Here is a 22462-nt window from a genome sequence, read left to right on the forward strand (position 1 = left end):
TAGACACTGAATATTACAATTATATTGATTATACCAAGAAGCAGAAAAAAATATCGGTTTGCGTGTAAGGAACTGTCATCTTACCCAGCGAAATCATGCCTCATGTGTTAGGATTGTAGTGAATACAAGTATTTGGAATAGCAGCATGAATGACAACCAAGTTGGGTCTATCTTCCAGCAAATCGATGAAGTGAAGAGTGCAGTCTCTGAGGTGCTCACTTTAGCCAAGCAGCTTGGCGCAACCTCAGCTGAAGCCGCCATGAGTCGCACCTCTGGGTTATCTGTCAGCACACGGATGGGTGAAGTTGATACTATTGAATTCAATCAAGATGGCAGTTTAGGGATCTGTGTTTACGTTGGTAACCACAAAGGCTCTGCTTCAACTGCTGATTTAAGTGAGCAAGCATTGCAGTCGGTTGTTGCAAAGGCCGTTGAGATTGCTAAGTATACTGCTGATGATGCTTGTAACGGTTTAGCTGATAAAGAGTTGATGGCGCAAGATATTCCAGAACTTGACCTATACCACCCATGGGATTTAAACCCCCAAGATGCTATCCAACGGTGTGTGGAAGCTGAGAAAGCCGCGTTAGAGTTTGATACGCGAATTGTAAATTCTGACGGGGCGAGTATTGCATCTCACCAAGGCTTGAGAGTCTACGGAAATAGCCACGGATTTCTTGCTGGGTTTCCACGTACGCGTCATACCGTTAGTACGATGGTGATTGGCCAAGAGGGCGATATGATGCAACGCGATTCAGCGTTTAGTATAGCTCGAGAGCACTCCCAGTTAAAAAGTGCAGCAACAATTGGCGTTGAGGCTGCTGAATCTACTTTAGCCAAGTTAAATAGCCAAAAGCTTTCAACGATGAAAGTCCCTGTGGTCTTTCGCGCTGACATCGCGAACAGCTTATTTGGCCATTTAGTCTCTGCCATTGGTGGCGGTGCGTTATATAGAAAATCAAGCTTTTTACTAGACTCACTGGGTAAACAAATTTTTAACTCATGTGTGAATATTCAAGAGCGCCCACATTTGCTGCAAGGGCTCGCTTCTAGCCCTTTCGATAGTGAAGGTGTTTTTACACAAGACCGAGAGATCATCACTGGTGGCGAACTACAAACCTATTTGTTAGCCAGCTACGCAGCGAGAAAGCTGGGGATGAAATCAACTGGGCATGCTGGAGGTATACACAACTGGTTAGTTCAACACACCCATGAAGACTTGAAATCAATATTAAAAGAAATGGGGACTGGCTTATTAGTGACGGAATTAATGGGACAAGGCGTAAATACTGTAACTGGTGATTACTCGCGTGGTGCGGCAGGCTTTTGGGTTGAAAATGGAGAAATTCAATATCCAGTAAGTGAGATCACCATTGCAGGAAACCTGAAAGAAATGTTCCACAATATTCAAGCTATCGGAGCTGATGTAGAATTGCGAGGAGCAGTGCAAACCGGCTCTATTTTGATAGAAAGCATGCAAATAGCTGGAGAATAGGCTAGTTAGTGGTTTTTACTCTGGCTCATATTCAGAGTAAAAACCAAGTTGCAGTACCCAGGAATGCAAAAATTCCAACAATATCAGTGACAGTAGTAAGCACCACGCTGCCAGCTAAGGCAGGGTCTATTTTCATTCTTTTCAGAATGAGTGGGATACTCGCTCCTGCGATACCTGCCGCAACTAAATTCATGAACATTGCGAAGGCGATAACTGCACCGAGCTTAAAGTCCCATTGCCATAATGCGACAACACCGGCAATAAGTAGAGACCACAAAATACCATTCAAAGCGCCAATCGCGAACTCTTTACCAAGCAAAAAGCGTTGGTTGGTTTGATTCACATGCCCCAAAGCAATACCACGAATAACGAGGGTCAGTGTTTGACTACCAGCGACTCCACCCATACTAGGTACAATGCCATTGAGTACTGCAAGTATTGGTAAGATATCTAGTGTACTTTCGAAAAAGCTCGCCACAAAGGCTGCAAGCAGTGCTGTAAGCAAATTGATTCCAAGCCAGATAGAACGCCTTTGGCTACTTTTTAACACGGGCGCAAAGGTATCTTCTTCATCTTCTAAGCCGGCCATACTTAGCAAGCTATGCTCTGCATCTTCCCGGATGACATCAACAATATCATCGATGGTAATACGGCCAAGTAATTGGCTCTGATCATCAACAACAGGCGCAGAGATCCAATTATGACGTTCAAAAAGTTGTGCAACGTCGCTTTCTTTCATTGAAACAGGAATGGTCTCCCGTTCCTCATTCATTAACTCTTCTACTAATCTATCGGGCGGATTGGTAAGCAAAACTCCCAAAGGTAATGAGCCTAAAAAGCGATTCTCTTTGTCAACGACGTACAAATCGTCGGTACCTTGTGGCAGCTCTTCTTTTAAACGCAAGTATCGCAGCACCACATCGAGTGAAACATCCGGTCTGATGGTGATAGTATCACCATTCATGAGTGCCCCGGCAGAGTCTTCTGCATAGGAAAGAGCTAACGTGGCACGGGCTCTATCCTGGCTATCCATCGCGCTGATAACATCTTGATAAACTGGATCAGGTAAGCTTCTTAAAACTTCACCTAAATCGTCGTCATCCATATCTTCAGTCGCTGCAGCGATTAGCTCCGGCTCCATCTTAGCAATAATGCTAAGTCTTACATCCTCCGAGAGCTCTTCTAAAACATCCCCTTGAATATCTGGATCAACTAACTTCCAAAGTGTAGATCTAATCTTAAGAGGTGAAGATTCAAGGAGTAATGCGGTATCGCAAGGAGGGATCTCTGCTAGGGTCTGCCTAACTTGAACAAACTGTCCACTGTTTATAGCTTTAGTGACTTGTTGCAATTGCTCCAGTGTATAGTCTTGTTCAACGACGTCTGGCATAGGCTTCCTAAATTCAATTGGTGGACAGTAAAGTATATTTCAGTGTGCTATTAAAATGAGTTTTAAACTCTGATGCTCTGGTATCAGCCGCATTTATTTTGCCGTGCAGTGTTCGCATAAGCAGAAGCGTATTGCTGAACACTTTGCTGTTTACGCTGGTTGCGCAATTTAACATCGCACCAAAGTTACTTAACCCCAAGCTACATATAACTTATTTTATACAGAGATTATAGCTGTTTAAATAACATTTATTCTATACGAGTGAAAACTAACGCTCTATCTTATTTGCGTCGTTTTACGAATGAGTGAACTATAGAGCAAAATACACTTTACTCAGCTTCATGAAATTTTTCTTCGATTAAATTGCCAATAGCATGTAATGCACCTTGTGCATCGGGTCCTGTGCACTCGACTCGCACTGTTTTTCCCTGACTACTTTCCAATAGTAAAAGAGCGAGCACGCTGTCACCTGGTGCGCTCTTATCTCCTTGATATAGAGTAATATCAGCGTCGAATTGGGTCGATAACTGCGCTAGGATAGTGGCGGCACGAGCATGCAGACCCAGTTTGTTGCGGATAAGAAATGTATCTTCCCATTTTTTAGCCATTATTCTTGCTCTCGATGGCGAATTTTTACATTCGCATGAGTGCGATTGAAACGCTCACCAAGTGTTTGAGCTAAATAAACTGAGCGGTGCTGGCCACCAGTACAACCAATTGCCACAGTGAGGTAGCTACGGTTGTTACGCTCTAAATGTGGCAACCATGTCTGCATAAATGTCTGAATTTGCCATATAAACTTTTGCACAATGCTGTGGCTAGACAAGTAATCTTTAACGGGTTGATCTAAGCCTGTAAGTGGCTTTAACTCAGGCTCCCAATGCGGGTTGGGTAAAAACCTCGCATCAAACACGTAGTCTGCTTCTTTAGGAATACCATGTTTGAACCCAAAAGACTCGAATGTGATGATAAGTTGTTTGTCTTTTTGGCCAAGAATTTTCTCTCTGACACTTTCTGCAAGTTGGTGAACGCTAAGCTCTGTAGTATCTATGGTCACATCAGCACGGCGAATAACGACATCCAGCAAATTACGTTCTTGTTTAATTGCCAAGTCCAGAGGTAAATCGTTGAGTGACAATGGGTGTAAACGCCGAGTCTCAGAAAATCGTTTGATGAGTGTTTGGTCGTCACAATCAAGGTAAAATACGCTTGGATTCGCAAACCCTGGCAAGTACCCTAAAATATCGTGAAATTCTTGTTGTTCCTTAGGAAGGTTACGCACATCAATGCTGACAGCAATTTTGTCATAGCCATCAGAGACACTGCGAACCAAAGCTGGAAGTAGGTTAACAGGAATATTATCAGCACAGTAATAGCCTAAGTCTTCCAAGACTCTCAATGCAACTGATTTACCCGAACCAGAGCGACCACTGATAATAATGAGTTCCACGATTAATTCCTATTAATTGTCAAATTCAACAAGGACTTGATATAGCTCTTTATCATTTGTTGCTTGTCGAATACGTTTACAAAATACCTTGTTTTTTAGTTTATCAGCGATGGTGGCTAAGGTCTCTAAATGTTGCTTATTTTCACCATCTGGTACGATGAGTGCGACAAATATATCCACGTTTCTATCGTCATAGGCATCAAATGGAATTGCTTGTTGATTAACGAGGATGATAGCTAGGACTTTTTCAAGGCCGGCTAATCGGCCATGTGGAATTGCGATGCCTTTACCTATCCCTGTGCTACCTAATTTTTCGCGGTTTAATAGCGCGTCTAAAATATCATGTTGGTTGAAGTCAGGGATTTTTTGATGTGCCAATTCGCTAATATATTGGAGAATTCTTTTTTTGCTATTAAAAAGGACTGCAGCTTTGCTGCAGTCCTCGGAAATAAGTGCGCTAAGTTTCATGATTAGTGTCGAGTTAGCTTCTCTTTGTGTTTGATAACCTGGCGATCAAGCTTATCAATTAGGCCATCTATTGCAGCATACATATCTTTATGCTCAGTAGAGGCAAATAGCTCACCACCATTGACGTGAAGTGTCGCTTCTGCTTTTTGTATGAGTTTCTCGACATCTAAAATAACATGTACATTATTTATGTGATCAAAATGCCTTTCTAGCTTCGCAAACTTACTCGTTACGTAGTCTCTTAATGAATCGGTAATTTCTACATGGCGACCAGTTAAATTTAGTTGCATAAGCATTTTTCCTTCTTTTGTTACGTCTAAATCAAGCTCTTACGTTGATTAGACGGTGGAATAGCCAAAGACTCTCGGTATTTGGCAATAGTACGTCTTGCCACCTTAATACCTTGATCAGCTAATACATCTGCTATTTTGCTGTCACTCAGAGGCTTAGCAGCGTTTTCAGCAGCGATTAGCTTTTTGATGAGTGCTCTTATCGCTGTGGATGAGCATTCACCACCATTCTCAGTACTTACGTGGCTCGAGAAGAAGTATTTCAATTCATATATGCCGCGAGGCGTGTGCATATATTTTTGTGTCGTTACACGAGAGATTGTCGATTCGTGCATATCAACCATTTCAGCAACATCATTGAGAACCATTGGTCTCATCGCCTCAGGGCCATGTTCAAAGAATGCCTGTTGTTGCTGCACAATGCAATTAGTTACTTTCAATAATGTTTCATTTCTACTTTCTAAGCTTTTAATGAACCATTTTGCTTCTTGTAAATGTGACCGTATAAATTGACTGTCGCTACTCGATTTAACTGAGCGAGACATGGCAGCGTAATGATCATTGACGCGAATTTTGGGCATCGAGTCTGGGTTCAGTTCCACAACCCAGCGACCTTTTACTTTTTTTACAGAAACATCTGGGATCACATAGTCTGCTTCTTCCTGCACAATACTCGCGGCAGGTTTCGGATTTAAGCTATGAATAAGCGTCATAACCTCTTTGAGCTCTGGCTCTTTGAGTTTAGTCTTCTTCATGATAGTACGGTAATCACGATTTGCTAAGAGGTCGATGTATTCTTCTATGACGTGCTTGGTTTCAGTTAGCCAAGGTGTATCTGCACTAAATTGATTCAATTGCACTAGTAGGCATTCTTGTAGACTACGAGCCGCAATGCCAACAGGATCGAAAAGCTGGATTCGCTTGAGGACGGCTTCTACTTCGTCCAATTCAATTGGTTCCTGATCATTGTCTACGTTTAAGCTTTCAACTATATCTTCACAGGGAACTGTTAATATGCCAGAGTCGTCAACTGCTTCAACAATCGAAAGTGCGATTAATCTGTCTGTGGCACTAAACGGAGTCAATTCAAGTTGCCACATTAGGTATTCTTGAAGACTTTCCGTTGTTTTACCTTGATATACACTTTCATCTTCAGGCATCGGCCCTGATGAGCTTACAGGTGCTGCGCTAATATATTCATCCCAAGTGACATCCATTGCCATTTCATCACTTAAGGTTTCTTTATTTAGTGCTGTGTCAGTATCTTGTTCGTATTCGCTCGATGGAGTATCGAGGCTATCATCCGAGTTCGAGTCTGTTTTTTCGGTACTTTGTTGTTCGGCTGTTTTATTCAGACTGTTTTCAAAAGACTCAGCTTCGTTTTCTTCTACTTCCAATAAAGGATTGCTGTCCAACGCTTCTTGTATCTCTTGTTGGAGATCTAGCGTACTCAACTGTAACAGACGAATGGCCTGTTGCAGTTGTGGTGTCATTGTTAATTGCTGCCCCATGCGCAGCTGTAGCGATTGCCTCATGTATCTCTAACAATCCTTTTTGTTGTTACGCTTATTCTTAACTATAGCCTGAATTGTTCGCCTAAGTAGACATCTCGGACAGTTTGATCCGCTAAAACATGTTCAGGGCTACCTGATGCAATTAATTCACCGTGTGAAACAATATATGCCTTTTCACAGACATCCAAAGTTTCTCTTACATTGTGGTCAGTTATCAGTACGCCAATGCCACGATTTTTTAAATGCTCGATAATTTTCTTTATATCTATCACTGAAATTGGATCAACACCAGCAAAAGGCTCATCTAATAGAATAAATTTTGGATTTGCGGCTAAAGCGCGTGCAATTTCTACTCGTCTGCGCTCTCCACCCGATAAAGCCATTCCTAGGCTAGTGCGTATATGTTGAATATTAAATTCATCTAAAAGCTCATTTAATGTTTCTTCTCGCTGGGCCTTATTCAGTTCCTTGCGCGTTTCTAAAATGGCCATTAGATTTTGATATACAGTGAGCTTTCTGAAAATAGATGACTCTTGAGGAAGGTAACCGATTCCCAATCTTGCTCGGCTATGCATAGGCAGTAAGGTAATGTCTTGGTCATCTATCTGAATACTGCCTTTATCGCTAGGAACCAAACCAACTATCATGTAAAAGGTTGTGGTTTTCCCTGCTCCATTGGGGCCTAATAGACCCACAATACTGCCAGCTTTGACACTCAGCTCGACATTTTTTACTACTTGCCTACCTTTGTAGCTTTTTGCTAAGGCTATCGCTTTGAGTGTGCTCACGGTTGTTCCTTATTTGACTCAGTTTTATCGTCGACAGGTAACAAAACGGTTCTTACACGTTTGCCTTCTTGATCTGAACGCTGTGCGCTGATCAATTGTTTATCCATATCATAGAGGATTTCTTGAGCCGAGATTTTTTGCCCTGCTTGGCTGATTTCCGCACTTCCTTTGATGGTTAGCATTCTGTTCGCAACATCGTAGCGCACTTCTTTAGCACTGGCCTTGAGAATGCTGCCATCGGCTTGTTGTTCCTGAAATATTGCGGGGTTACCTGTAGCAACTAACAGTTGCTTATTCTCACCTAACTCTTCTCGGCGATGTACTTCTAATCTATCAGCGGTGATTTTACGCTTGCCGTGAATAATTTCTACGTTGTCTTCAAAAACGCCAATGTTGGTTTGTAGTTGCGCCTGTTGCTTGCCTGAACTGATGATAACCTGCTCAGGAGATGTATTGGCAGCGACTGCTTGTGACAGAAGGCCTAAAGAACATGCAAATAATAGTGTGGCGCTCAGTTTATTGCTTATCATAAATCGTTTCAGTATGGTTAATTAATTCAATGACCTCTGTATTGAGGTCGGCTATCAGGCCTTTGCCTGTAATAGTTACATTAGGTCCTGTGATCACCACTGGTTGCTCAGAACGCATAATTCTGTTGGCAATTTCAAGGCGTAAATTATCTGCGTTGATATGGGTGATCATTGCCGCTGGCATAAGATTAGTGGCGGTTACACTGCCTTCTAATATGAGAGTATCGTTTTCATATAGCGTGGCTTCTTTAGCTGCCAGTTGCCAATTGTGCTGTCCATTATGTAATACAAAAATCGGCTCTTCAAAATGGCTGAAGCCAAGCTCTTGATAGAGCTCCATTCTTTGAGCTGTGATTTGATAACTCAATTGCCCATTTTCGGCAAAAGACGTTTGTTTCAAATCGACAGCAACGTAATCGGGCTTCGCTATTGCTTCTTCATTTGGTGTAGCGAGTTTGTCCTGTTGTGTAAGATATGGGTACCATAGCCATAGCATGATGACGCCAAATACTATGAGTAAAATGACCCGCAAGTTGGTCATGTGCTGCTGCCTTGTGTGATAAGTTCTTTGCCCTGACTAAGCATGAGCAAGTCTGTGAGTTCTCTAACTGCCCCAAATCCACCGGGTAACATGGTCGTGTAATCTGCCAATTGTTTTACCAGCGGGTGAGCATCAGCTACTGCAACAGCAAAGCCAACCAGCTTCATAACTGGAATATCAGGACCATCATCGCCGATGTATGCAATTTGTGCATCCTCTAAGCCTAGTGTTGCTTTGAGCTCCTCATAAGCGGCGACTTTATTCTCTTGACCTTGATAAATATGTTTAACATTTAAGCTAGTCATGCGTTGCTTAACTATCTCTGAATGTCGCCCAGTAATAACAGCCACATCAACACCAGAGGCAATGAGCGCTTTAATGCCAAAGCCATCTTTGGTGTTAAACGCCTTTAACTCTTCACCCTGATTACCTAGATAAATACGACCATCTGAAAAAACACCATCAATATCACAAATGAGCAATTTAATGTTTTTTGATTTGTCGCTCGTTTGCTGTGTTATCGGTTGATATAATTCACTAAAGTGCATGTTATAAAACCCCTGCGCGTAGTAAGTCTTGAGTATTTAGGGCACCGATGGGGTGGTTGTTTATATCTATCACTATCAGGCCATTAATTCTTTTCTTTTCCATGATGTTAAGCGCTTCTGCGGCTAACATGTCTGGCATAGCAGTAGTACAGCAGATAGTCATGACTGAATCAATGGTGTCATTGTGCAAGTCGATTTTTTGCTCTATCACACGGCGTAGATCGCCATCTGTGAATAAACCGCATAGTTTGCCTTGTTGGTCAACGATTGCAGTCATGCCTAACCCTTTTGCGGACATTTCGAACAACGCGTCTTTAATTGAGCTACCGGCAAGTGTAATTGGCACATCTTTGTCTGTATGCATAATGTCGTTTAGAGTCAACAATAGCTTTTTGCCTAAACTGCCGCCGGGGTGAGATAATGCAAAATCATCCGCGGTGAAGCCTCTCGCTTCAAGTAAGGCGACAGCTAGCGCATCTCCCATAGCGAGTGTTGCGGTAGTACTGGCCGTTGGTGCAAGGCCAAGAGGGCAGGCTTCTTGAGACACTTTGATACACAGGTGAATATCTGCAAGTTGAGCCATCGTAGACTGTTCGTTACCAGTCATACTAATAACCTTTGCGCCAATCCGCTTAATAACTGGGATTATGCCGACGACTTCCCCTGTTTCTCCTGAATTAGATAACATCAGTACTACGTCTTCAGACGTAATCATTCCCAAATCGCCATGACTGGCTTCACCTGGGTGTACAAAAAAAGAAGGTGTACCTGTACTTGCGAGAGTTGCCGCAATTTTATTGCCCACATGCCCCGATTTACCCATGCCAATAACAATGACTCTGCCTTCGCAGCTGAGCATTAAATTGCACGCAGCAACAAAATTATCATTGATAAATTGCTCAAGTTCTTTCAACGCTTGTTGTTCTATTTCTAATACGCGTTTTGCGGTTTCGACAAATGACGGCTTATTCATTTTTTACACCTAAATGATCACATACATATAGCCAATGAAAGCTGCCAATAGTAAGCCCCCTTCAAAGCGGTTGATTTGTCTTTTGCCCTTAAAATTGAGGCTCATTAAAATAAGCGCTGCAGTAGCACCTAACATGACAAATATATCTCGGCCTGAAATATTCAGGTCTAGTTGTGCTGGGTTTAACAGGCCTGCAATAGATAGCACTGCAAGAATATTAAAGATGTTTGAACCGATGATATTACCTAACGCAAGGTCATCCTCATTTTTCAGCACACCTGCAATACAAGCTGCCAGTTCAGGCAAGCTCGTACCAATAGCGATGATGGTCAAGCCGATCAGCAAATCGCTCATACCAAAAAGTTTGGCGATGTCTACAGCTGAGTCTACTAGGATATCTGCGCTAATAGGCAGTATTATCATCCCAACGATTAACCAGAATACAGCTTTTCCAGTTGGGACATCATTGGGTACTTCATCACAAGCCTCCGCGACCAGTGGGTCATCATCGGCGGCACTGCTACTTTTCTTTGTAATGTAAATCAGACTTAATATGAAAGCGGCAAAGCCGACTAGCAGAGCGGCACCTTCTACAAAGCTAAAGTAATTGTCGCTTACAATGTACCAAGCCCCAAAAGATACGATCACCAATAATGGCATTTCTCTTCTCAAAATGCCTGAGCCCACTGCCAAGGGGCGTAGTAGAGCGGTGATACCAAGTACTAAAAAAATATTCGCAATGTTTGAACCTATGGCATTACCCACAGCTGTGTCTGTTTTATCTGACAATGCAGCTTGTGCGGCTACCATCATTTCCGGTGCAGAAGATCCCATAGCAACGATTGTAAGACCTACAATCAAGGTGGGGACACCGAGATTTTTAGCCAATGCCGCTGCTCCAAAAACGAATCGGTCCGCGCTCCAAACTAGCGCTACAAAACCCAAGATAAGAATGACAAAAGATAAAACCATGAAGCCTATGCCGAGTAACTTAATTAAAGTGCGACAAATATTATCAAATGCAATATCAAATGTATAAATAATCTCGTATCTGAAACGTGTAAGTACTCATGTAACTGTGTGTTGTTCGGGTTTGTGAAGAGCTTTAACAAATTCAATTACAAAATTTTACCAATTTGCATTTTCCATCTTGTGACAAAAAAAAGTATCATTCATCAATTGGTGAAATCGATATATGGAGAGCGACTTGTCGCAGTCAATCGTTGAAGTCAAGGACGTAACCTTTTCTCGGGGTAATCGGGTCATATATAAAAATATGAGCTTTTCCGTACCGAGAGGTAAAATTACAGCCATCATGGGACCAAGTGGTATTGGTAAAACCACCATGTTGCGTCTGATAGGTGGGCAGCTACGCCCCGACAGTGGAGATATCACATTCCAAGGTACCAGTGTACCTGCAATGTCACGTGCAGATCTATATCACGCGCGTAAGCAAATGAGTATGCTATTTCAAAGTGGTGCACTTTTTACCGATATGTCAGTGTTTGATAATGTCGCATTCCCTCTTCGTGAACATACACAATTGAGTGAAGACTTGATTCGACTCGTAGTACTTATGAAGTTGCAGGCTGTAGGCCTTAGAGGGGCTCGTGATTTAATGCCATCTGAGTTGTCAGGTGGTATGGCCAGACGAGCGGCGCTTGCACGCGCAATTGCTTTGGACCCAGAATTAATTATGTATGACGAGCCATTTGCTGGGCAAGACCCAATTTCTATGGGTGTACTCGTGCGCATGATTAAATCATTGAATGAAGTACTTGGGCTATCTTCACTGATTGTTACGCATGATGTGACAGAGGTACTGAGTATCGCTGATCACGTGGTGATCATTGCCGAACAAGGCGTGATAGGCAGCGGCACGCCAGAACAAATGTTGGCTCATAGCTCCCCGCTTGTGCAACAATTTTTGCAGGGGCTCGCGGATGGTCCTGTGCCTTTCCACTTCAATGCCGCACCTTACGAGGAAGAATTATTGAGCGGAGGCACACAGTGATAGATTTGCTTCAAAAACTAGGTCACAAGACGCTAAGTCGCTTTGCTTCTATTGGTCGAGCAACTCAAATGTTATTGGGTGCATTATTGAATGTGCCAAATTTGCGCAAGGGCACGCCGCTATTAATCAAGCAATTATATATGGTAGGGCATCAGTCTTTGCTGATTATCATGGTGTCTGGCCTGTTCATCGGTATGGTGCTAGCTCTGCAAGGGTATACGGTGCTTGTCGGTTATGGTGCAGAAGACAGTTTAGGTCCTTTGGTTGCTTTGAGTTTATTAAGAGAGCTAGGCCCTGTGGTAACTGCATTGCTCTTTGCTGGCCGCGCTGGTAGTGCTTTAACTGCGGAGATTGGACTAATGAAAGCCACCGAGCAGCTTTCGAGCCTTGAAATGATGGCTGTTGATCCTCTTAAACGAGTTGTCGCGCCAAGGTTCTGGGCTGGTTTTATCAGTATGCCGCTTTTAGCGCTTATTTTCTCGGCGGTTGCTATTTTAGGTGCTCATTTGGTCGGCGTAGATTGGTTGGGCGTAGACTCTGGTAGCTTTTGGTCGATCATGCAATCTCAGGTCTCTCTGCAACAAGATATAATGAATGGTCTAATTAAAAGTTTTGTATTTGCGTTGATTGTGACGTGGATTGCACTTTACAAAGGGTATGACTGTATTCCAACTTCTGAAGGGATCAGCAAAGCAACAACGGAAACCGTTGTGCACTCTTCGCTGGCTGTTTTAGGTTTCGACTTTGTTCTAACAGCAGTGATGTTTTCTAGTTAAGGGTTTTTGGAAATGAATACACGGAAAATAGAAATATTAGTGGGCTTATTTGTAGCTCTAGGTGTTGCAGCGTTTGTTATGCTTGCAATGAAGGTTGCTAATGCGGGCATTAGTGGAAATGGCGAAACGTATACCCTACAGGCTAAGTTTGACAACATCGGTTCGTTGAAAACTCGCGCTCCGATCAAAGTGGGTGGTGTAGTAATAGGCAGAGTTGACGGCATACAGATCCACCCTGAAGAATTTGTACCAGTAGTGAGTATGAGCATTGATAAAACATACGAATGTCAGTTTTCTGATACAACGTCAGTTTCTATCCTTACGTCAGGCATACTCGGTGAGCAATATTTGGGTATTTCACCCGTCATCGCATCCGACTCAGCCAAACAATCTTGTTTGGGCAATGAAGTCGTCAATCAAGATGAGATGGATTTAGATGACCTGTTTGGTGTAGAAAGTAAAGCACTGAAAAATGGTGATTTAATTACAGATACAAAGTCGGCTTTGGTTTTGGAAGAGCTAATTGGACAATTCTTGTTTAATCAAGGTAGCGAGTAAACCATCATGTTAAAAAACTATGTTTTCTTTATTTTCTCGCTATTGACGCTGTCAATTTGGACACACTCCGCACAAGCTGAGAGCGTTGATTTGAGTGACCCATACAAAATGGTTCAACAAGTCGCTGATAATACGTTTAAGCGCGTAGCGCGTGATCAAGCAATTATCACAAAAGACAAAGAGCATTTGAGATTGATCGTCGAGCAAGAGTTATTGCCGTACATTGATTATAAATATGCCGCTTACCGTGTTCTCGGAAGCTACATTCAAAAAGTTCGCACGATTAAAGACAAAAAGGAAAAGGCACAAGCCGTTCAGAATATCAAAGCGTTCATAGAGGTGTTTAAAGCATACTTGGTAGCGACATATGCAGGAGTATTTACACAATATACAGATCAGAAAGTTGAATTTGAGGCCCCACGTGCGATAGGTTCTCAATCTGTTGCTACAGTTAAAACTAAGATTGTGGAAGACGGAAAGCCTGATATAAAAATTGATTTTAAAGTGCGCAAAAACAAAAATGGTGAGTGGCGTGCTTTCGATATGATGGCTGAAGGGATCAGTTTACTGGATGCAAAACAAAGCGAGCTTCATGGTATTTTACGCCAACAAGGCATTGAACACGTAATCACGCTTTTAGACAAGAAAAGTAAGTTGCCAGTGCAGTTTAGAGGGGACGATGGTAATGCCTAATCTGCAGTTTAAAAAAGTAACTGAGGATACGATTTCTGTCACGGGTGAATTGACCCGTGACACGCTGGTAAATGAATCACTTCTTAATCAATTGTTAGAAAATGCGCAGTCAGAGCTCTATTTTGACCTTTGTGAGGTCTCAAGGGTTGACACCGCGGGTTTAGCTTGGTTAATTCACTCTTTAGGCAAATTGAAACGACAAGGCGTTCGCCTTGAGTTAAAGAACAGACCTGAACAATTACAAAATTTAATGGAATTGGGGCAGGTCACGAACTTATTTGAGTGAGTCCAATGGAAACTAGTCAAGTCGAAACGGTATTACAACAATCTTTGACCTTAGATGAGGTAAAAGTGAAAGCCAATGGTAGTCATTATGAAGTGATTGCGGTTGGAGCGTGTTTTGATGGATTAAGACGTGTTAAAAGAGAGCAAATGGTCTACGCACCTTTGATGGAAGTTATCAAAGACGGCACCATGCATGCGGTCAGTATAAAAGCATTTACTCCCAGCGAGTGGCAGCGCGAACAAAAATTCATTTTGCCACAATAAGTAGGAGCCACAATGGATCAGTTTGTTATCCAAGGTGGCACCACTTTAAACGGTGAAGTCACTATTTCTGGAGCCAAGAATGCGGCTCTACCTATCTTATTTGCAGCTTTACTTGCTGATGGCAAAAGTACTTTTAGCAACGTGCCACAACTTCGCGATATTGTGACAACAGAAGCGCTATTAAGAACTCTAGGCGCAGATGTTTCATGGCGAGGAGAGCTGTTAGAAGTTGATGGCTCTACTGTAGATAAAGTCTTAGCGCCTTATGAATTAGTTAAGCAAATGCGTGCTTCGGTACTTGCATTAGGACCTCTTTTAGCCCGATTTGGTCAGGCACAAGTATCGTTACCTGGTGGTTGTGCAATAGGGGCAAGACCAGTTGACCTGCACATCTCTGGCCTAGAAAAAATGGGTGCTCAAATTAGCGTTGAAAATGGTTATATTAATGCGCAAACACCAACAGGAAGAAGGTTACAAGGTGCCGAAATCATTATGGAGACGGTGTCTGTAGGTGCAACTGAAAACTTGTTAATGGCCGCTACATTAGCAGATGGCACGACTGTCCTAGAAAATGCGGCACGAGAGCCAGAGATAATCAATTTGGCAGAGTGCCTTATTGCTATGGGCGCAAAAATAAGTGGTGCAGGTTCAAGTCGTATAGAGATTCAAGGGGTTGAATCACTTGCTGGGTGTGAGCATAAAATCCTCCCTGACCGTATTGAAACTGGGACTTTCTTAGTTGCCGCTGCAATGAGTAAGGGCGAGGTTTTATGTCGCAACACGGATCACTCAAGCTTGGAGCCTGTTTTGGAAAAGCTCCGCCAAGCCAATGCCATGGTTGAAGTGAGTGACGATAGCATCTTTGTAAGCATGAAAGACAGAGAGCTTAAAGCGGTAAACATCAAAACTATGCCTCATCCTGGCTTCCCAACAGACATGCAAGCTCAATTTACGGCATTGAATGTTGTTGCCAATGGCAGTGCAACTATCACTGAAACGATATTCGAGAATCGGTTTATGCACGTACCTGAATTACAGCGTATGGGTGCAAACATTCGTTTAGAGGGCAACACTGCAATATGTGATGAGACTAAGCACTTATCTGGTGCTCAGGTGATGGCTACGGATCTGCGCGCTTCAGCGAGCCTTATCCTGACAGGTATTGTGGCTGAGGGTGAAACGATCGTTGACCGTATTTATCACGTGGATCGAGGCTATCAAAAAATTGAAGATAAGCTGAGTCGTTTGGGCGCTAATATTAAACGTAAACATAATTAAAAAAAGCGAGCTAAGCTCGCTTTTTTTAATAGAGGGGAGTTTCTAGTTCAGCGACTTCCACCATGAAAATCAATACTTCACCATTGCGATTAACTTCAAACTCCAAAGCCGTTCCCGGTTCAGTATTGCCAATCGTGCGCAAGGTCTGTTGCGGGTTTGTGATCCCTTTGCCTGCTACTTTGGTGACGATATCACCATCTTTCATTCCTGCTTGCCAGGCTGGCCCTAGTGGGTCTAGTTCGCTTATCCTAAGGCCCATTATCGGTGTATACACGTCAGTTATCAGCTGTCCATCATTGCCAACAGCTGAACCTACAAAGCCTAAATAACCTCGAATAACTCTTCCATCTTCAATAATTTTTGTCATGACGTCTTTCGCCAAACTGTATGGGACTGCGAAAGAAATGCCTTCAATATCGATATTATAACGGGTAGTGAACTGAGCAGAAGTGATACCAACTAAGACCCCATTGGAATTGACCAATGCGCCGCCTGAATTACCAACATTTACAGCAGCGTCGGTTTGTAGCAAGCTGTTGTATTGGCTATCGGTCAAAGACTGTTTACCTGTTGCACTGATGATACCTTGAGTGATGGTTTGACCGAGGTTAAGGGGGTTACCGATTGCAAGCACGACGTCTCCAACTCTAGGCGCGACGTTATCATTGACAGGGATAACAGGTAAATGCTCTTCGTTAACTTTCAGTACAGCCAGATCAGTAATGGTATCGAAGCCAATAAGCACCCCATAATATTGCCTGCCGTCAGGCAACAATACCATAATTTGATCCGCATTATTAATTACGTGGTAGTTGGTGAGAATGTAGCCATCAGCGGTCATAATGACGCCAGAACCCAACTCTTGTATGCGGTTTTGTCGTTTAAACCTAGGTACTTGGCTAAAGCTTTCTGAAAAAATTGTGACGACGGCAGGCGCCGCTTTACTTACACCATTGGCAAAGCTCATCTGCTGCACAGTGTAAGGCACATTGAGATTACCCGCTTTGGTTCTAAACTCTGGGATCAACCATAGGATGAGGAGGGCAATTCCCAGTCCTGCCGTAATTGGAGGCAACACAGTTTTGATAATTTGAAGCACGGTTTATTATTATTCACGTTTGTTTGCTATAAAAGATATGATGACATAAAACAACGCAGCGACAAGTGCCGCTGCGAAAATCTTGAAAATTTTTTGGGTGGATTACTGAATTAAGTAGAATACAGAGTCTCTACCGCGTTTGATCCCAAGTACGATGTTACCTTGAATATCATCAATAAGACGCTTCATATCTCTAACCGTGGTCACTCTTTGTCTATTCACTTGCATGATCACATCACCTTCTTGTAGGCCAACTCGGGCAGCAGGTGAGCGTTCTTCAACACTGACTACCACGATACCTTGGTTGCCATTGCGCTCGCTGCTTTCTAAAACGGCGCCTCTTAAGCTTGGATGAATGCGGTCGGCTTGCGCTTGACGCTCATTTTGACCCTGCAGTTTGACATCTAAAGTACGATTTCTGCCATCTCGGTGAATGCTAATTTCAATTTCACGCCCTTCACCTAATGTGGCTATTTTGCCACGAAGCTCTTCGAAACTTTCAATTTTGTCACCATCAATACGTGTAATTACATCGTTTGCTTTGATACCTGCTTCAGCAGCGGCTGAATCAGGCGTGACTTCTTGTACAAAAACGCCTTGTTTGACATCAAAGCCCTGAGCCTCTGCGAGGCCAGCGTTGAGGGTACGGCCAACAATGCCAAGCGAACCTCGGCGGACTTGTCCATATTCGATGATTTGGTCAACGAGGTTTTTCATCATATTGGATGGGATAGCGAAACCGATACCTACGTTGCCACCTGATGCGCCCAATATGGCGGTATTAATACCGATTAACTCTCCGTTTAGGTTTACCAGTGCACCACCTGAGTTACCCTGATTTATGGCTGCATCGGTTTGAATAAAGTCTTCGTAGCCCTCGATGTTTAGCCCGCTTCGACCTAATGCACTGACAATGCCGGAGGTTACAGTATGGCTCAGACCAAATGGGTTACCTATGGCTACTGAAAAGTCACCCACACGCAGTTTGTCAGAATTGGCGAGTTTAACTTCAGTTAAGTCATCATTGTCGATTTGTAACAAGGCAACGTCCGACTCTTTATCTGCACCTATTAATTTAGCTTTAAACTCGCGTCCATCTTTCAGAGTCACAACGATGTTGTCGGCTTCGTCAATAACGTGATTGTTTGTGACTACATACCCTTCATCTGCGTCAATAATTACACCAGAACCCAATCCGCTAAATGGGCGCTTTTGTGTTCTTGGTGCCGGGTTGCCGAAAAAGAAATCGAAGGGGTCTACACGACGGCGTACTTCTTTTGCGCCTGAAACTTGAATACTTACAACACCGGGTGTTACGCGTTCTAACATTGGTGCTAAGGTCGGAAGTTGTTGTCCATCAACCGCAACGGGTAGCTTTGCTTCAGAGGAAGTGGGGATTAAAAGCAAGCTAGAAGATAAAAGCGCTGCGGATAATAAAGTTAATTTTAATTTCATAGTCTGGAAATTCTCCTATATTACAGCGATGGTTCAACTTTAATGCACAAATTAGCCATAAAATGTATAGCTATAGCCTTCTCTGGAGCGCACTAAGCTGATTAAGTCCATGAGCAGGGTGAACCCTGCTCAATTTTTTCGGTAATTATTTCTACAGACTATGGGGTCAAAAAAAAGTTCATCAAGGCGTATTTATTTGCTCGGTTTTTGAACGATCTCCGGTAAATAAACCACTTTCGCCTTCTGCATAATCCATCGGTGGATTATTTTGAGCATACTCTTCACTGCGGCGTTTCTCGGGTCTTGCACGCAGTGATGCTTGTAGCTGTTCCGTTGTTTCTTTTGAGAAAAATGGTTCGCTTGGCGCTTTTCGCTTTTCTTCGATCAACAACTGATTTGTCTCTTCTACATGCTGAAGCAATTGACTGTAGTTGTCTTGCATTTTGCCAACCAGCTTTTTGGTATTGGCTAAATGATCCGCAACATCTTGGCGATACTGCTCCAAATTCTGTTCTGCCTGTTTGGCTTGTTGCTCTATTTCTTCGTGTTTAAACTGTTTCTTAGTGAACTGTGAACCTAAGAAAAATGCGCAGATCGCTACGATGATCAATAAACCCAACCATGCGATTGTTGTCATACATACTCCTGTATAAGGTGAAAGCCACCTATGTTCTTTGCTAAAAATACCACATCTATCGATAGCTTAAATATACGCTGAGAATGGATGCGTGTTAATATACTCGACAAAGAAAACTGCTCAGTTCAATAAAAAATATGATGACGCCTTGGGAAAAATACCAACAAGACCTTAAAAGAGATGACTTTCAATACGACAGTGCGCAAGAGAATGCGGTAAAGCATTTGCAAAGATTGTATGAAGACTTGATTGCTCAGCCAGAGCAGCCAACGGGCTTTTTTGCAAAATTATTTGGTAAAAAGCATGTTGAGCCGGTAAAGGGCCTGTATTTTTGGGGAGGAGTAGGCCGAGGCAAGACGTATTTAGTGGATACTTTTTACGAGGCATTACCAAGCGATAGGAAGATGAGAGTGCATTTTCACCGCTTTATGCATCGAGTCCATGATGAGTTGAAAAAACTAAATGAAGTGAAAAACCCACTGAATGTGGTGGCAGATATTTTTAAATCTGAAACAGACATCATCTGTTTTGATGAGTTTTTTGTGCAAGATATTACGGACGCCATGTTGTTAGGTGGGCTCATGGAAGCACTGTTCGAGCGTGGCATTGTGCTAGTTGCAACGTCAAATATTGTACCTGACGAGTTGTACCGTAATGGCTTGCAAAGAGCTCGATTCCTGCCTGCCATTGCTTTAGTGAAAGCAAACACAGAAGTGGTGAATGTAGACTCCGGTATCGATTATCGTTTGCGAACGTTGGAGTCTGCAGAAATATTTCACAGCCCATTGGACGAACAAGCTGACAGTAATTTATTTGAGTATTTTGATAAATTGTCACCTGAGCCTGGTGTGCTTGATGCGGAAATAGAGATTGAAGGGCGGATGATTAAAACCCGTAAAGTGTCAGATTGCATTGCGATGTTTGATTTTACCCAGCTATGTGAAACGGCGCGCTCACAGGTAGACTATATGGAGATAAGCCGCTTATACAATACTGTTATCCTTTCTAATGTGAAACAGATGGGCCAGTCGAATGATGATGCTGCAAGGCGTTTTATTGCGCTAGTGGATGAGTTTTATGAGCGCAATGTAACCTTGATTATATCCTCACAGGCACCTATTGATGAGATTTATACTGAGGGCACTTTGAACTTCGAATTTAAGCGTTGTATCAGTCGATTACAAGAGATGCAGTCATTAGAATACCTTTCCAGAGAACACCTGGCATAATCACTTAATATTTCTGGCGGAAAAATCAGCCACGTGCTGGTTTTTCCTAACTACCCTTGCTATAATCCGCGGCCTGCCACGTTGCGTTCTATAGCCCTCGTCGGCTTAGCCACCGACTTGAGCGGCAAAAAAGTCTTAAACTCGAAGGGGTTGAAGCACCATTAGTAGAGCGGTAGTCCTCTGACTACCTGTGGTTTTAACTGAAAACTTTGGATTTTATAAATGAAAACGTTTGTTGCTAAACCAGAAACTGTAAAACGTGACTGGTACGTAGTTGACGCTGAAGGTAAAACTTTAGGTCGTATTGCTACTGAAATCGCTTCTCGCCTTCGCGGTAAGCACAAGGCTGAGTACACTCCACATGTTGACACTGGTGATTACATCATCGTTATCAACGCTGAGAAAGTTACTGTAACTGGTAACAAAGCTCAGGACAAAATGTATTACGCTCACTCTGGTTACCCAGGTGGTCTTAAGTCTGTTAACTTTGAAAAACTTCAAGCTAAAAAGCCTGAAATGATCATCGAAAAAGCAGTTAAAGGCATGTTACCTCGCGGTCCTCTAGGTCGTGAAATGTTCCGTAAACTTAAAGTTTACGCTGGTAACGAGCACAACCATGCGGCACAACAGCCTCAGGTTCTAGACATTTAAGGAGCACTATCATGGCAAATCAATACTACGGTACAGGTCGTCGTAAAAGTTCAAGTGCTCGCGTATTCTTACGCCCAGGCACTGGCAACATCGTAATTAATCAGCGTTCTATCGAAGAGTACTTCGGTCGTGAAACTTCTCGCATGGTTGTTCGTCAGCCACTTGAGCTAGTTGAACTGACAGAGAAGTTTGACCTTTACATCACTGTTGAAGGTGGTGGTATGACTGGTCAAGCTGGCGCAATCCGCCACGGTATCACTCGTGCACTAATGGAGTTTGACGAGTCACTACGTCCAACTCTACGTAAAGCTGGCTTTGTTACTCGTGACGCTCGTCGCGTTGAACGTAAGAAAGTTGGTCTTAAGAAAGCACGTAAGAAGACACAGTTCTCAAAACGTTAATTTATTACGTTTCAGAATTTGCAAAAACCCAGCCTTGTGCTGGGTTTTTTGTTTTCCGAAAGGTTATGATTGCATTTGAGCTGTCCACACCAATGGCTAATTTCCACTCCGCTACTTAATAAACTTTCAAAAAACTCTAAAAATTAATATTGTTGAACGTTTAACCATCAAATTTTTTGCTACACTTGCATGGCAAGTAAATTATTCGCGATTTGAACCAATTAATTTTCTGTTGATTTAGGCAGAGGTTGATCTTGGTCAGAGAATCGTAGAGCAAGACGTCATATCATAACCTGTCGTTTCTAATTTTGGCTGTTATTTGAAGTAATTATCACTTTAATAGCACCTAAAGTGGAATAGTAATAACCCTGTTACATATAGGGATTTTACTTATGATCGCGTCTATTTTGAAATATCTTAAAATTAACCTGCTGTAACTGATGTTCTCAATATAGCAAGTGTTGAGGATCATAGTGGAGATAAGTGGATGAGCAATGCGCCTGTAGACAACAGCCGACGTCGCTTTTTAACTATCGCTACCTCTGTCGTAGGTGGCGTTGGTGCGGCTGGAGCTGCTGTTCCTTTTATTGCGTCTTGGAATCCAAGTGAGCGTGCTAAATCTGCAGGGGCTCCTGTAGAAGTGGACATTAGCAAACTTGAGCCTGGACAATTAATTCGTGTTGAGTGGCGAGGTAAACCTGTATGGGTGATCTATCGCACACCAAAAATGCTAGAACAAATGAAACAACACGAAGGTCAACTTCGTGACCCAAATTCCGATGAAGCTCAACAGCTTGACTCGGCAAAGAACAGTTATCGTTCTCAACGAGAAGAGATATTCGTTGCGGTTGGGATCTGTACCCACTTGGGTTGTTCTCCAACATTTATGAACGGTGGATTTGGCGAAAAAGTCGAGGGCACTACAGATGGTTTCTTCTGTCCGTGTCATGGTTCTAAGTTCGATATGGCTGGTCGAGTTTTCCAAAACGTGCCAGCACCTTTGAATCTAGAAATACCGCCATACACCTTCCTAGATGACACCACTATTTTAGTGGGTGAAGAAGAGGAGGTTGCGTAATGGCTGATAAAATCGAAGAACAAACAGTTGCTGTAGATACAGCTGCAAAATCAGGTG

Annotated in this window: 27 protein-coding genes; 12 read left to right on the forward strand and 15 right to left on the reverse strand. The window is 42.8% G+C overall.

The window, feature by feature from the left end:
• Window positions 1-145 precede the first annotated feature (145 nt).
• A complete protein-coding gene (gene pmbA / locus N475_RS13830) occupies window positions 146-1495 on the forward strand; it encodes a metalloprotease PmbA (RefSeq protein ID WP_063355563.1) in 1350 nt (449 codons plus the stop codon).
• Window positions 1496-1526: 31 nt separating this feature from the next.
• Here the strand turns inward: pmbA and mgtE are convergent, their stop codons facing one another.
• The 12 genes from mgtE to N475_RS13890 form a co-directional block, all read right to left on the reverse strand.
• Window positions 1527-2885 (reverse strand): magnesium transporter, encoded by a 1359-nt coding sequence (gene mgtE / locus N475_RS13835; protein WP_063355562.1) that lies wholly within the window; start codon window positions 2883-2885, stop codon window positions 1527-1529.
• Between the two features lie 329 nt (window positions 2886-3214).
• Window positions 3215-3493, reverse strand: coding sequence for an HPr family phosphocarrier protein (locus N475_RS13840; protein WP_063355561.1), 279 nt, complete (start codon window positions 3491-3493; stop codon window positions 3215-3217).
• Entirely contained in the window at window positions 3493-4335 is an 843-nt protein-coding gene (gene rapZ / locus N475_RS13845; protein ID WP_063355560.1) for an RNase adapter RapZ, read from the reverse strand. Before rapZ ends, N475_RS13840 begins: the two co-directional genes overlap by 1 nt.
• Before the next feature lie 12 nt (window positions 4336-4347).
• Window positions 4348-4803, reverse strand: a complete 456-nt coding sequence (gene ptsN / locus N475_RS13850; RefSeq protein WP_063355559.1) for a PTS IIA-like nitrogen regulatory protein PtsN — start codon at window positions 4801-4803, stop codon at window positions 4348-4350.
• A 2-nt stretch (window positions 4804-4805) separates the two neighbouring features.
• Complete coding sequence (hpf, locus tag N475_RS13855; protein ID WP_023397244.1) at window positions 4806-5093, reverse strand: ribosome hibernation promoting factor; 288 nt, start codon at window positions 5091-5093, stop codon at window positions 4806-4808.
• 26 nt (window positions 5094-5119) lie between these two features.
• Window positions 5120-6628, reverse strand: coding sequence for an RNA polymerase factor sigma-54 (locus N475_RS13860; protein WP_063355558.1), 1509 nt, complete (start codon window positions 6626-6628; stop codon window positions 5120-5122).
• A 41-nt stretch (window positions 6629-6669) separates the two neighbouring features.
• Window positions 6670-7395 (reverse strand): LPS export ABC transporter ATP-binding protein, encoded by a 726-nt coding sequence (lptB, locus tag N475_RS13865; protein ID WP_063355557.1) that lies wholly within the window; start codon window positions 7393-7395, stop codon window positions 6670-6672.
• Window positions 7392-7922 (reverse strand): lipopolysaccharide transport periplasmic protein LptA, encoded by a 531-nt coding sequence (gene lptA / locus N475_RS13870; protein ID WP_063355640.1) that lies wholly within the window; start codon window positions 7920-7922, stop codon window positions 7392-7394. Before lptA ends, lptB begins: the two co-directional genes overlap by 4 nt.
• Window positions 7912-8466: an LPS export ABC transporter periplasmic protein LptC gene (lptC, locus tag N475_RS13875; protein WP_063355556.1), complete on the reverse strand. Its 555-nt coding sequence runs from the start codon at window positions 8464-8466 to the stop codon at window positions 7912-7914. Before lptC ends, lptA begins: the two co-directional genes overlap by 11 nt.
• Window positions 8463-9014, reverse strand: coding sequence for a 3-deoxy-manno-octulosonate-8-phosphatase KdsC (kdsC, locus tag N475_RS13880; RefSeq protein ID WP_063355555.1), 552 nt, complete (start codon window positions 9012-9014; stop codon window positions 8463-8465). The genes lptC and kdsC overlap by 4 nt, the downstream gene beginning before the upstream one ends.
• A gap of 1 nt (window position 9015) precedes the next feature.
• Window positions 9016-9987 carry a KpsF/GutQ family sugar-phosphate isomerase gene (locus N475_RS13885; RefSeq protein WP_063365449.1) on the reverse strand — a complete coding sequence of 324 codons (972 nt, stop codon included), beginning with the start codon at window positions 9985-9987 and terminating at the stop codon, window positions 9016-9018.
• A gap of 9 nt (window positions 9988-9996) precedes the next feature.
• The gene (locus N475_RS13890; protein WP_063365450.1) at window positions 9997-10959 is read right to left on the reverse strand and encodes a calcium/sodium antiporter; all 963 of its coding nucleotides are present in this window, start codon (window positions 10957-10959) and stop codon (window positions 9997-9999) included.
• Window positions 10960-11182: 223 nt separating this feature from the next.
• Between N475_RS13890 and N475_RS13895 the strand changes: the two genes are divergently transcribed.
• The 7 genes from N475_RS13895 to murA are packed head-to-tail and all read left to right on the forward strand — an operon-like array spanning window position 11183 to window position 15855.
• On the forward strand, window positions 11183-12001 hold the full coding sequence (locus N475_RS13895; RefSeq protein WP_063355552.1) for an ATP-binding cassette domain-containing protein: 819 nt from the start codon (window positions 11183-11185) through the stop codon (window positions 11999-12001).
• Window positions 11998-12777: a lipid asymmetry maintenance ABC transporter permease subunit MlaE gene (mlaE, locus tag N475_RS13900; RefSeq protein ID WP_063355551.1), complete on the forward strand. Its 780-nt coding sequence runs from the start codon at window positions 11998-12000 to the stop codon at window positions 12775-12777. Before N475_RS13895 ends, mlaE begins: the two co-directional genes overlap by 4 nt.
• Before the next feature lie 12 nt (window positions 12778-12789).
• A complete protein-coding gene (gene mlaD / locus N475_RS13905; protein ID WP_063355550.1) occupies window positions 12790-13335 on the forward strand; it encodes an outer membrane lipid asymmetry maintenance protein MlaD in 546 nt (181 codons plus the stop codon).
• Window positions 13336-13341: 6 nt separating this feature from the next.
• A complete protein-coding gene (locus N475_RS13910; RefSeq protein ID WP_063355549.1) occupies window positions 13342-14028 on the forward strand; it encodes an MlaC/ttg2D family ABC transporter substrate-binding protein in 687 nt (228 codons plus the stop codon).
• Window positions 14021-14314 carry an STAS domain-containing protein gene (locus N475_RS13915; protein WP_405127425.1) on the forward strand — a complete coding sequence of 98 codons (294 nt, stop codon included), beginning with the start codon at window positions 14021-14023 and terminating at the stop codon, window positions 14312-14314. The genes N475_RS13910 and N475_RS13915 overlap by 8 nt, the downstream gene beginning before the upstream one ends.
• Before the next feature lie 5 nt (window positions 14315-14319).
• A complete protein-coding gene (locus N475_RS13920) occupies window positions 14320-14577 on the forward strand; it encodes a BolA family protein (RefSeq protein WP_063355547.1) in 258 nt (85 codons plus the stop codon).
• 12 nt (window positions 14578-14589) lie between these two features.
• Window positions 14590-15855: a UDP-N-acetylglucosamine 1-carboxyvinyltransferase gene (murA, locus tag N475_RS13925; protein ID WP_063355546.1), complete on the forward strand. Its 1266-nt coding sequence runs from the start codon at window positions 14590-14592 to the stop codon at window positions 15853-15855.
• A gap of 25 nt (window positions 15856-15880) precedes the next feature.
• Here the strand turns inward: murA and N475_RS13930 are convergent, their stop codons facing one another.
• From N475_RS13930 to N475_RS13940, 3 genes are all read right to left on the reverse strand, one after another.
• Window positions 15881-16822 carry a trypsin-like peptidase domain-containing protein gene (locus tag N475_RS13930; protein WP_405127430.1) on the reverse strand — a complete coding sequence of 314 codons (942 nt, stop codon included), beginning with the start codon at window positions 16820-16822 and terminating at the stop codon, window positions 15881-15883.
• A 234-nt stretch (window positions 16823-17056) separates the two neighbouring features.
• Complete coding sequence (locus N475_RS13935; protein WP_063355544.1) at window positions 17057-18409, reverse strand: DegQ family serine endoprotease; 1353 nt, start codon at window positions 18407-18409, stop codon at window positions 17057-17059.
• Between the two features lie 181 nt (window positions 18410-18590).
• Complete coding sequence (locus N475_RS13940; RefSeq protein WP_063355543.1) at window positions 18591-19046, reverse strand: Z-ring associated ZapG family protein; 456 nt, start codon at window positions 19044-19046, stop codon at window positions 18591-18593.
• A 140-nt stretch (window positions 19047-19186) separates the two neighbouring features.
• Between N475_RS13940 and zapE the strand changes: the two genes are divergently transcribed.
• From zapE to petA, 4 genes are all read left to right on the forward strand, one after another.
• Window positions 19187-20275, forward strand: a complete 1089-nt coding sequence (zapE, locus tag N475_RS13945) for a cell division protein ZapE (protein WP_063355639.1) — start codon at window positions 19187-19189, stop codon at window positions 20273-20275.
• 222 nt (window positions 20276-20497) lie between these two features.
• A complete protein-coding gene (rplM, locus tag N475_RS13950) occupies window positions 20498-20926 on the forward strand; it encodes a 50S ribosomal protein L13 (protein WP_010386604.1) in 429 nt (142 codons plus the stop codon).
• Window positions 20927-20934: 8 nt separating this feature from the next.
• The gene (gene rpsI, locus N475_RS13955) at window positions 20935-21327 is read left to right on the forward strand and encodes a 30S ribosomal protein S9 (protein ID WP_141685394.1); all 393 of its coding nucleotides are present in this window, start codon (window positions 20935-20937) and stop codon (window positions 21325-21327) included.
• A 487-nt stretch (window positions 21328-21814) separates the two neighbouring features.
• Entirely contained in the window at window positions 21815-22405 is a 591-nt protein-coding gene (petA, locus tag N475_RS13960) for a ubiquinol-cytochrome c reductase iron-sulfur subunit (protein WP_063355541.1), read from the forward strand.
• Window positions 22406-22462: the final 57 nt, after the last annotated feature.

Origin of the sequence: Pseudoalteromonas luteoviolacea DSM 6061 (assembly GCF_001625655.1) — a bacterium.
Lineage (GTDB): Bacteria > Pseudomonadota > Gammaproteobacteria > Enterobacterales > Alteromonadaceae > Pseudoalteromonas > Pseudoalteromonas luteoviolacea.

Coding starts and splice junctions, on each gene's coding strand:
- mgtE (WP_063355562.1), bottom strand. CDS start 2,885: ATGCCAGACGTCGTTGAACAAGACTATACACTGGAGCAATTGCAACAA.
- N475_RS13940 (WP_063355543.1), bottom strand. CDS start 19,046: ATGACAACAATCGCATGGTTGGGTTTATTGATCATCGTAGCGATCTGC.
- N475_RS13885 (WP_063365449.1), bottom strand. CDS start 9,987: ATGAATAAGCCGTCATTTGTCGAAACCGCAAAACGCGTATTAGAAATA.
- rplM (WP_010386604.1), top strand. CDS start 20,498: ATGAAAACGTTTGTTGCTAAACCAGAAACTGTAAAACGTGACTGGTAC.
- murA (WP_063355546.1), top strand. CDS start 14,590: ATGGATCAGTTTGTTATCCAAGGTGGCACCACTTTAAACGGTGAAGTC.
- kdsC (WP_063355555.1), bottom strand. CDS start 9,014: ATGCACTTTAGTGAATTATATCAACCGATAACACAGCAAACGAGCGAC.
- N475_RS13860 (WP_063355558.1), bottom strand. CDS start 6,628: ATGAGGCAATCGCTACAGCTGCGCATGGGGCAGCAATTAACAATGACA.
- mlaD (WP_063355550.1), top strand. CDS start 12,790: ATGAATACACGGAAAATAGAAATATTAGTGGGCTTATTTGTAGCTCTA.
- N475_RS13935 (WP_063355544.1), bottom strand. CDS start 18,409: ATGAAATTAAAATTAACTTTATTATCCGCAGCGCTTTTATCTTCTAGC.
- N475_RS13920 (WP_063355547.1), top strand. CDS start 14,320: ATGGAAACTAGTCAAGTCGAAACGGTATTACAACAATCTTTGACCTTA.
- N475_RS13910 (WP_063355549.1), top strand. CDS start 13,342: ATGTTAAAAAACTATGTTTTCTTTATTTTCTCGCTATTGACGCTGTCA.
- N475_RS13890 (WP_063365450.1), bottom strand. CDS start 10,959: ATGGTTTTATCTTTTGTCATTCTTATCTTGGGTTTTGTAGCGCTAGTT.
- ptsN (WP_063355559.1), bottom strand. CDS start 4,803: ATGAAACTTAGCGCACTTATTTCCGAGGACTGCAGCAAAGCTGCAGTC.
- lptC (WP_063355556.1), bottom strand. CDS start 8,466: ATGACCAACTTGCGGGTCATTTTACTCATAGTATTTGGCGTCATCATG.
- N475_RS13930 (WP_405127430.1), bottom strand. CDS start 16,822: ATGAGCTTTGCCAATGGTGTAAGTAAAGCGGCGCCTGCCGTCGTCACA.
- zapE (WP_063355639.1), top strand. CDS start 19,187: ATGACGCCTTGGGAAAAATACCAACAAGACCTTAAAAGAGATGACTTT.
- N475_RS13840 (WP_063355561.1), bottom strand. CDS start 3,493: ATGGCTAAAAAATGGGAAGATACATTTCTTATCCGCAACAAACTGGGT.
- hpf (WP_023397244.1), bottom strand. CDS start 5,093: ATGCAACTAAATTTAACTGGTCGCCATGTAGAAATTACCGATTCATTA.
- N475_RS13915 (WP_405127425.1), top strand. CDS start 14,021: ATGCCTAATCTGCAGTTTAAAAAAGTAACTGAGGATACGATTTCTGTC.
- pmbA (WP_063355563.1), top strand. CDS start 146: ATGAATGACAACCAAGTTGGGTCTATCTTCCAGCAAATCGATGAAGTG.
- petA (WP_063355541.1), top strand. CDS start 21,815: ATGAGCAATGCGCCTGTAGACAACAGCCGACGTCGCTTTTTAACTATC.
- N475_RS13895 (WP_063355552.1), top strand. CDS start 11,183: ATGGAGAGCGACTTGTCGCAGTCAATCGTTGAAGTCAAGGACGTAACC.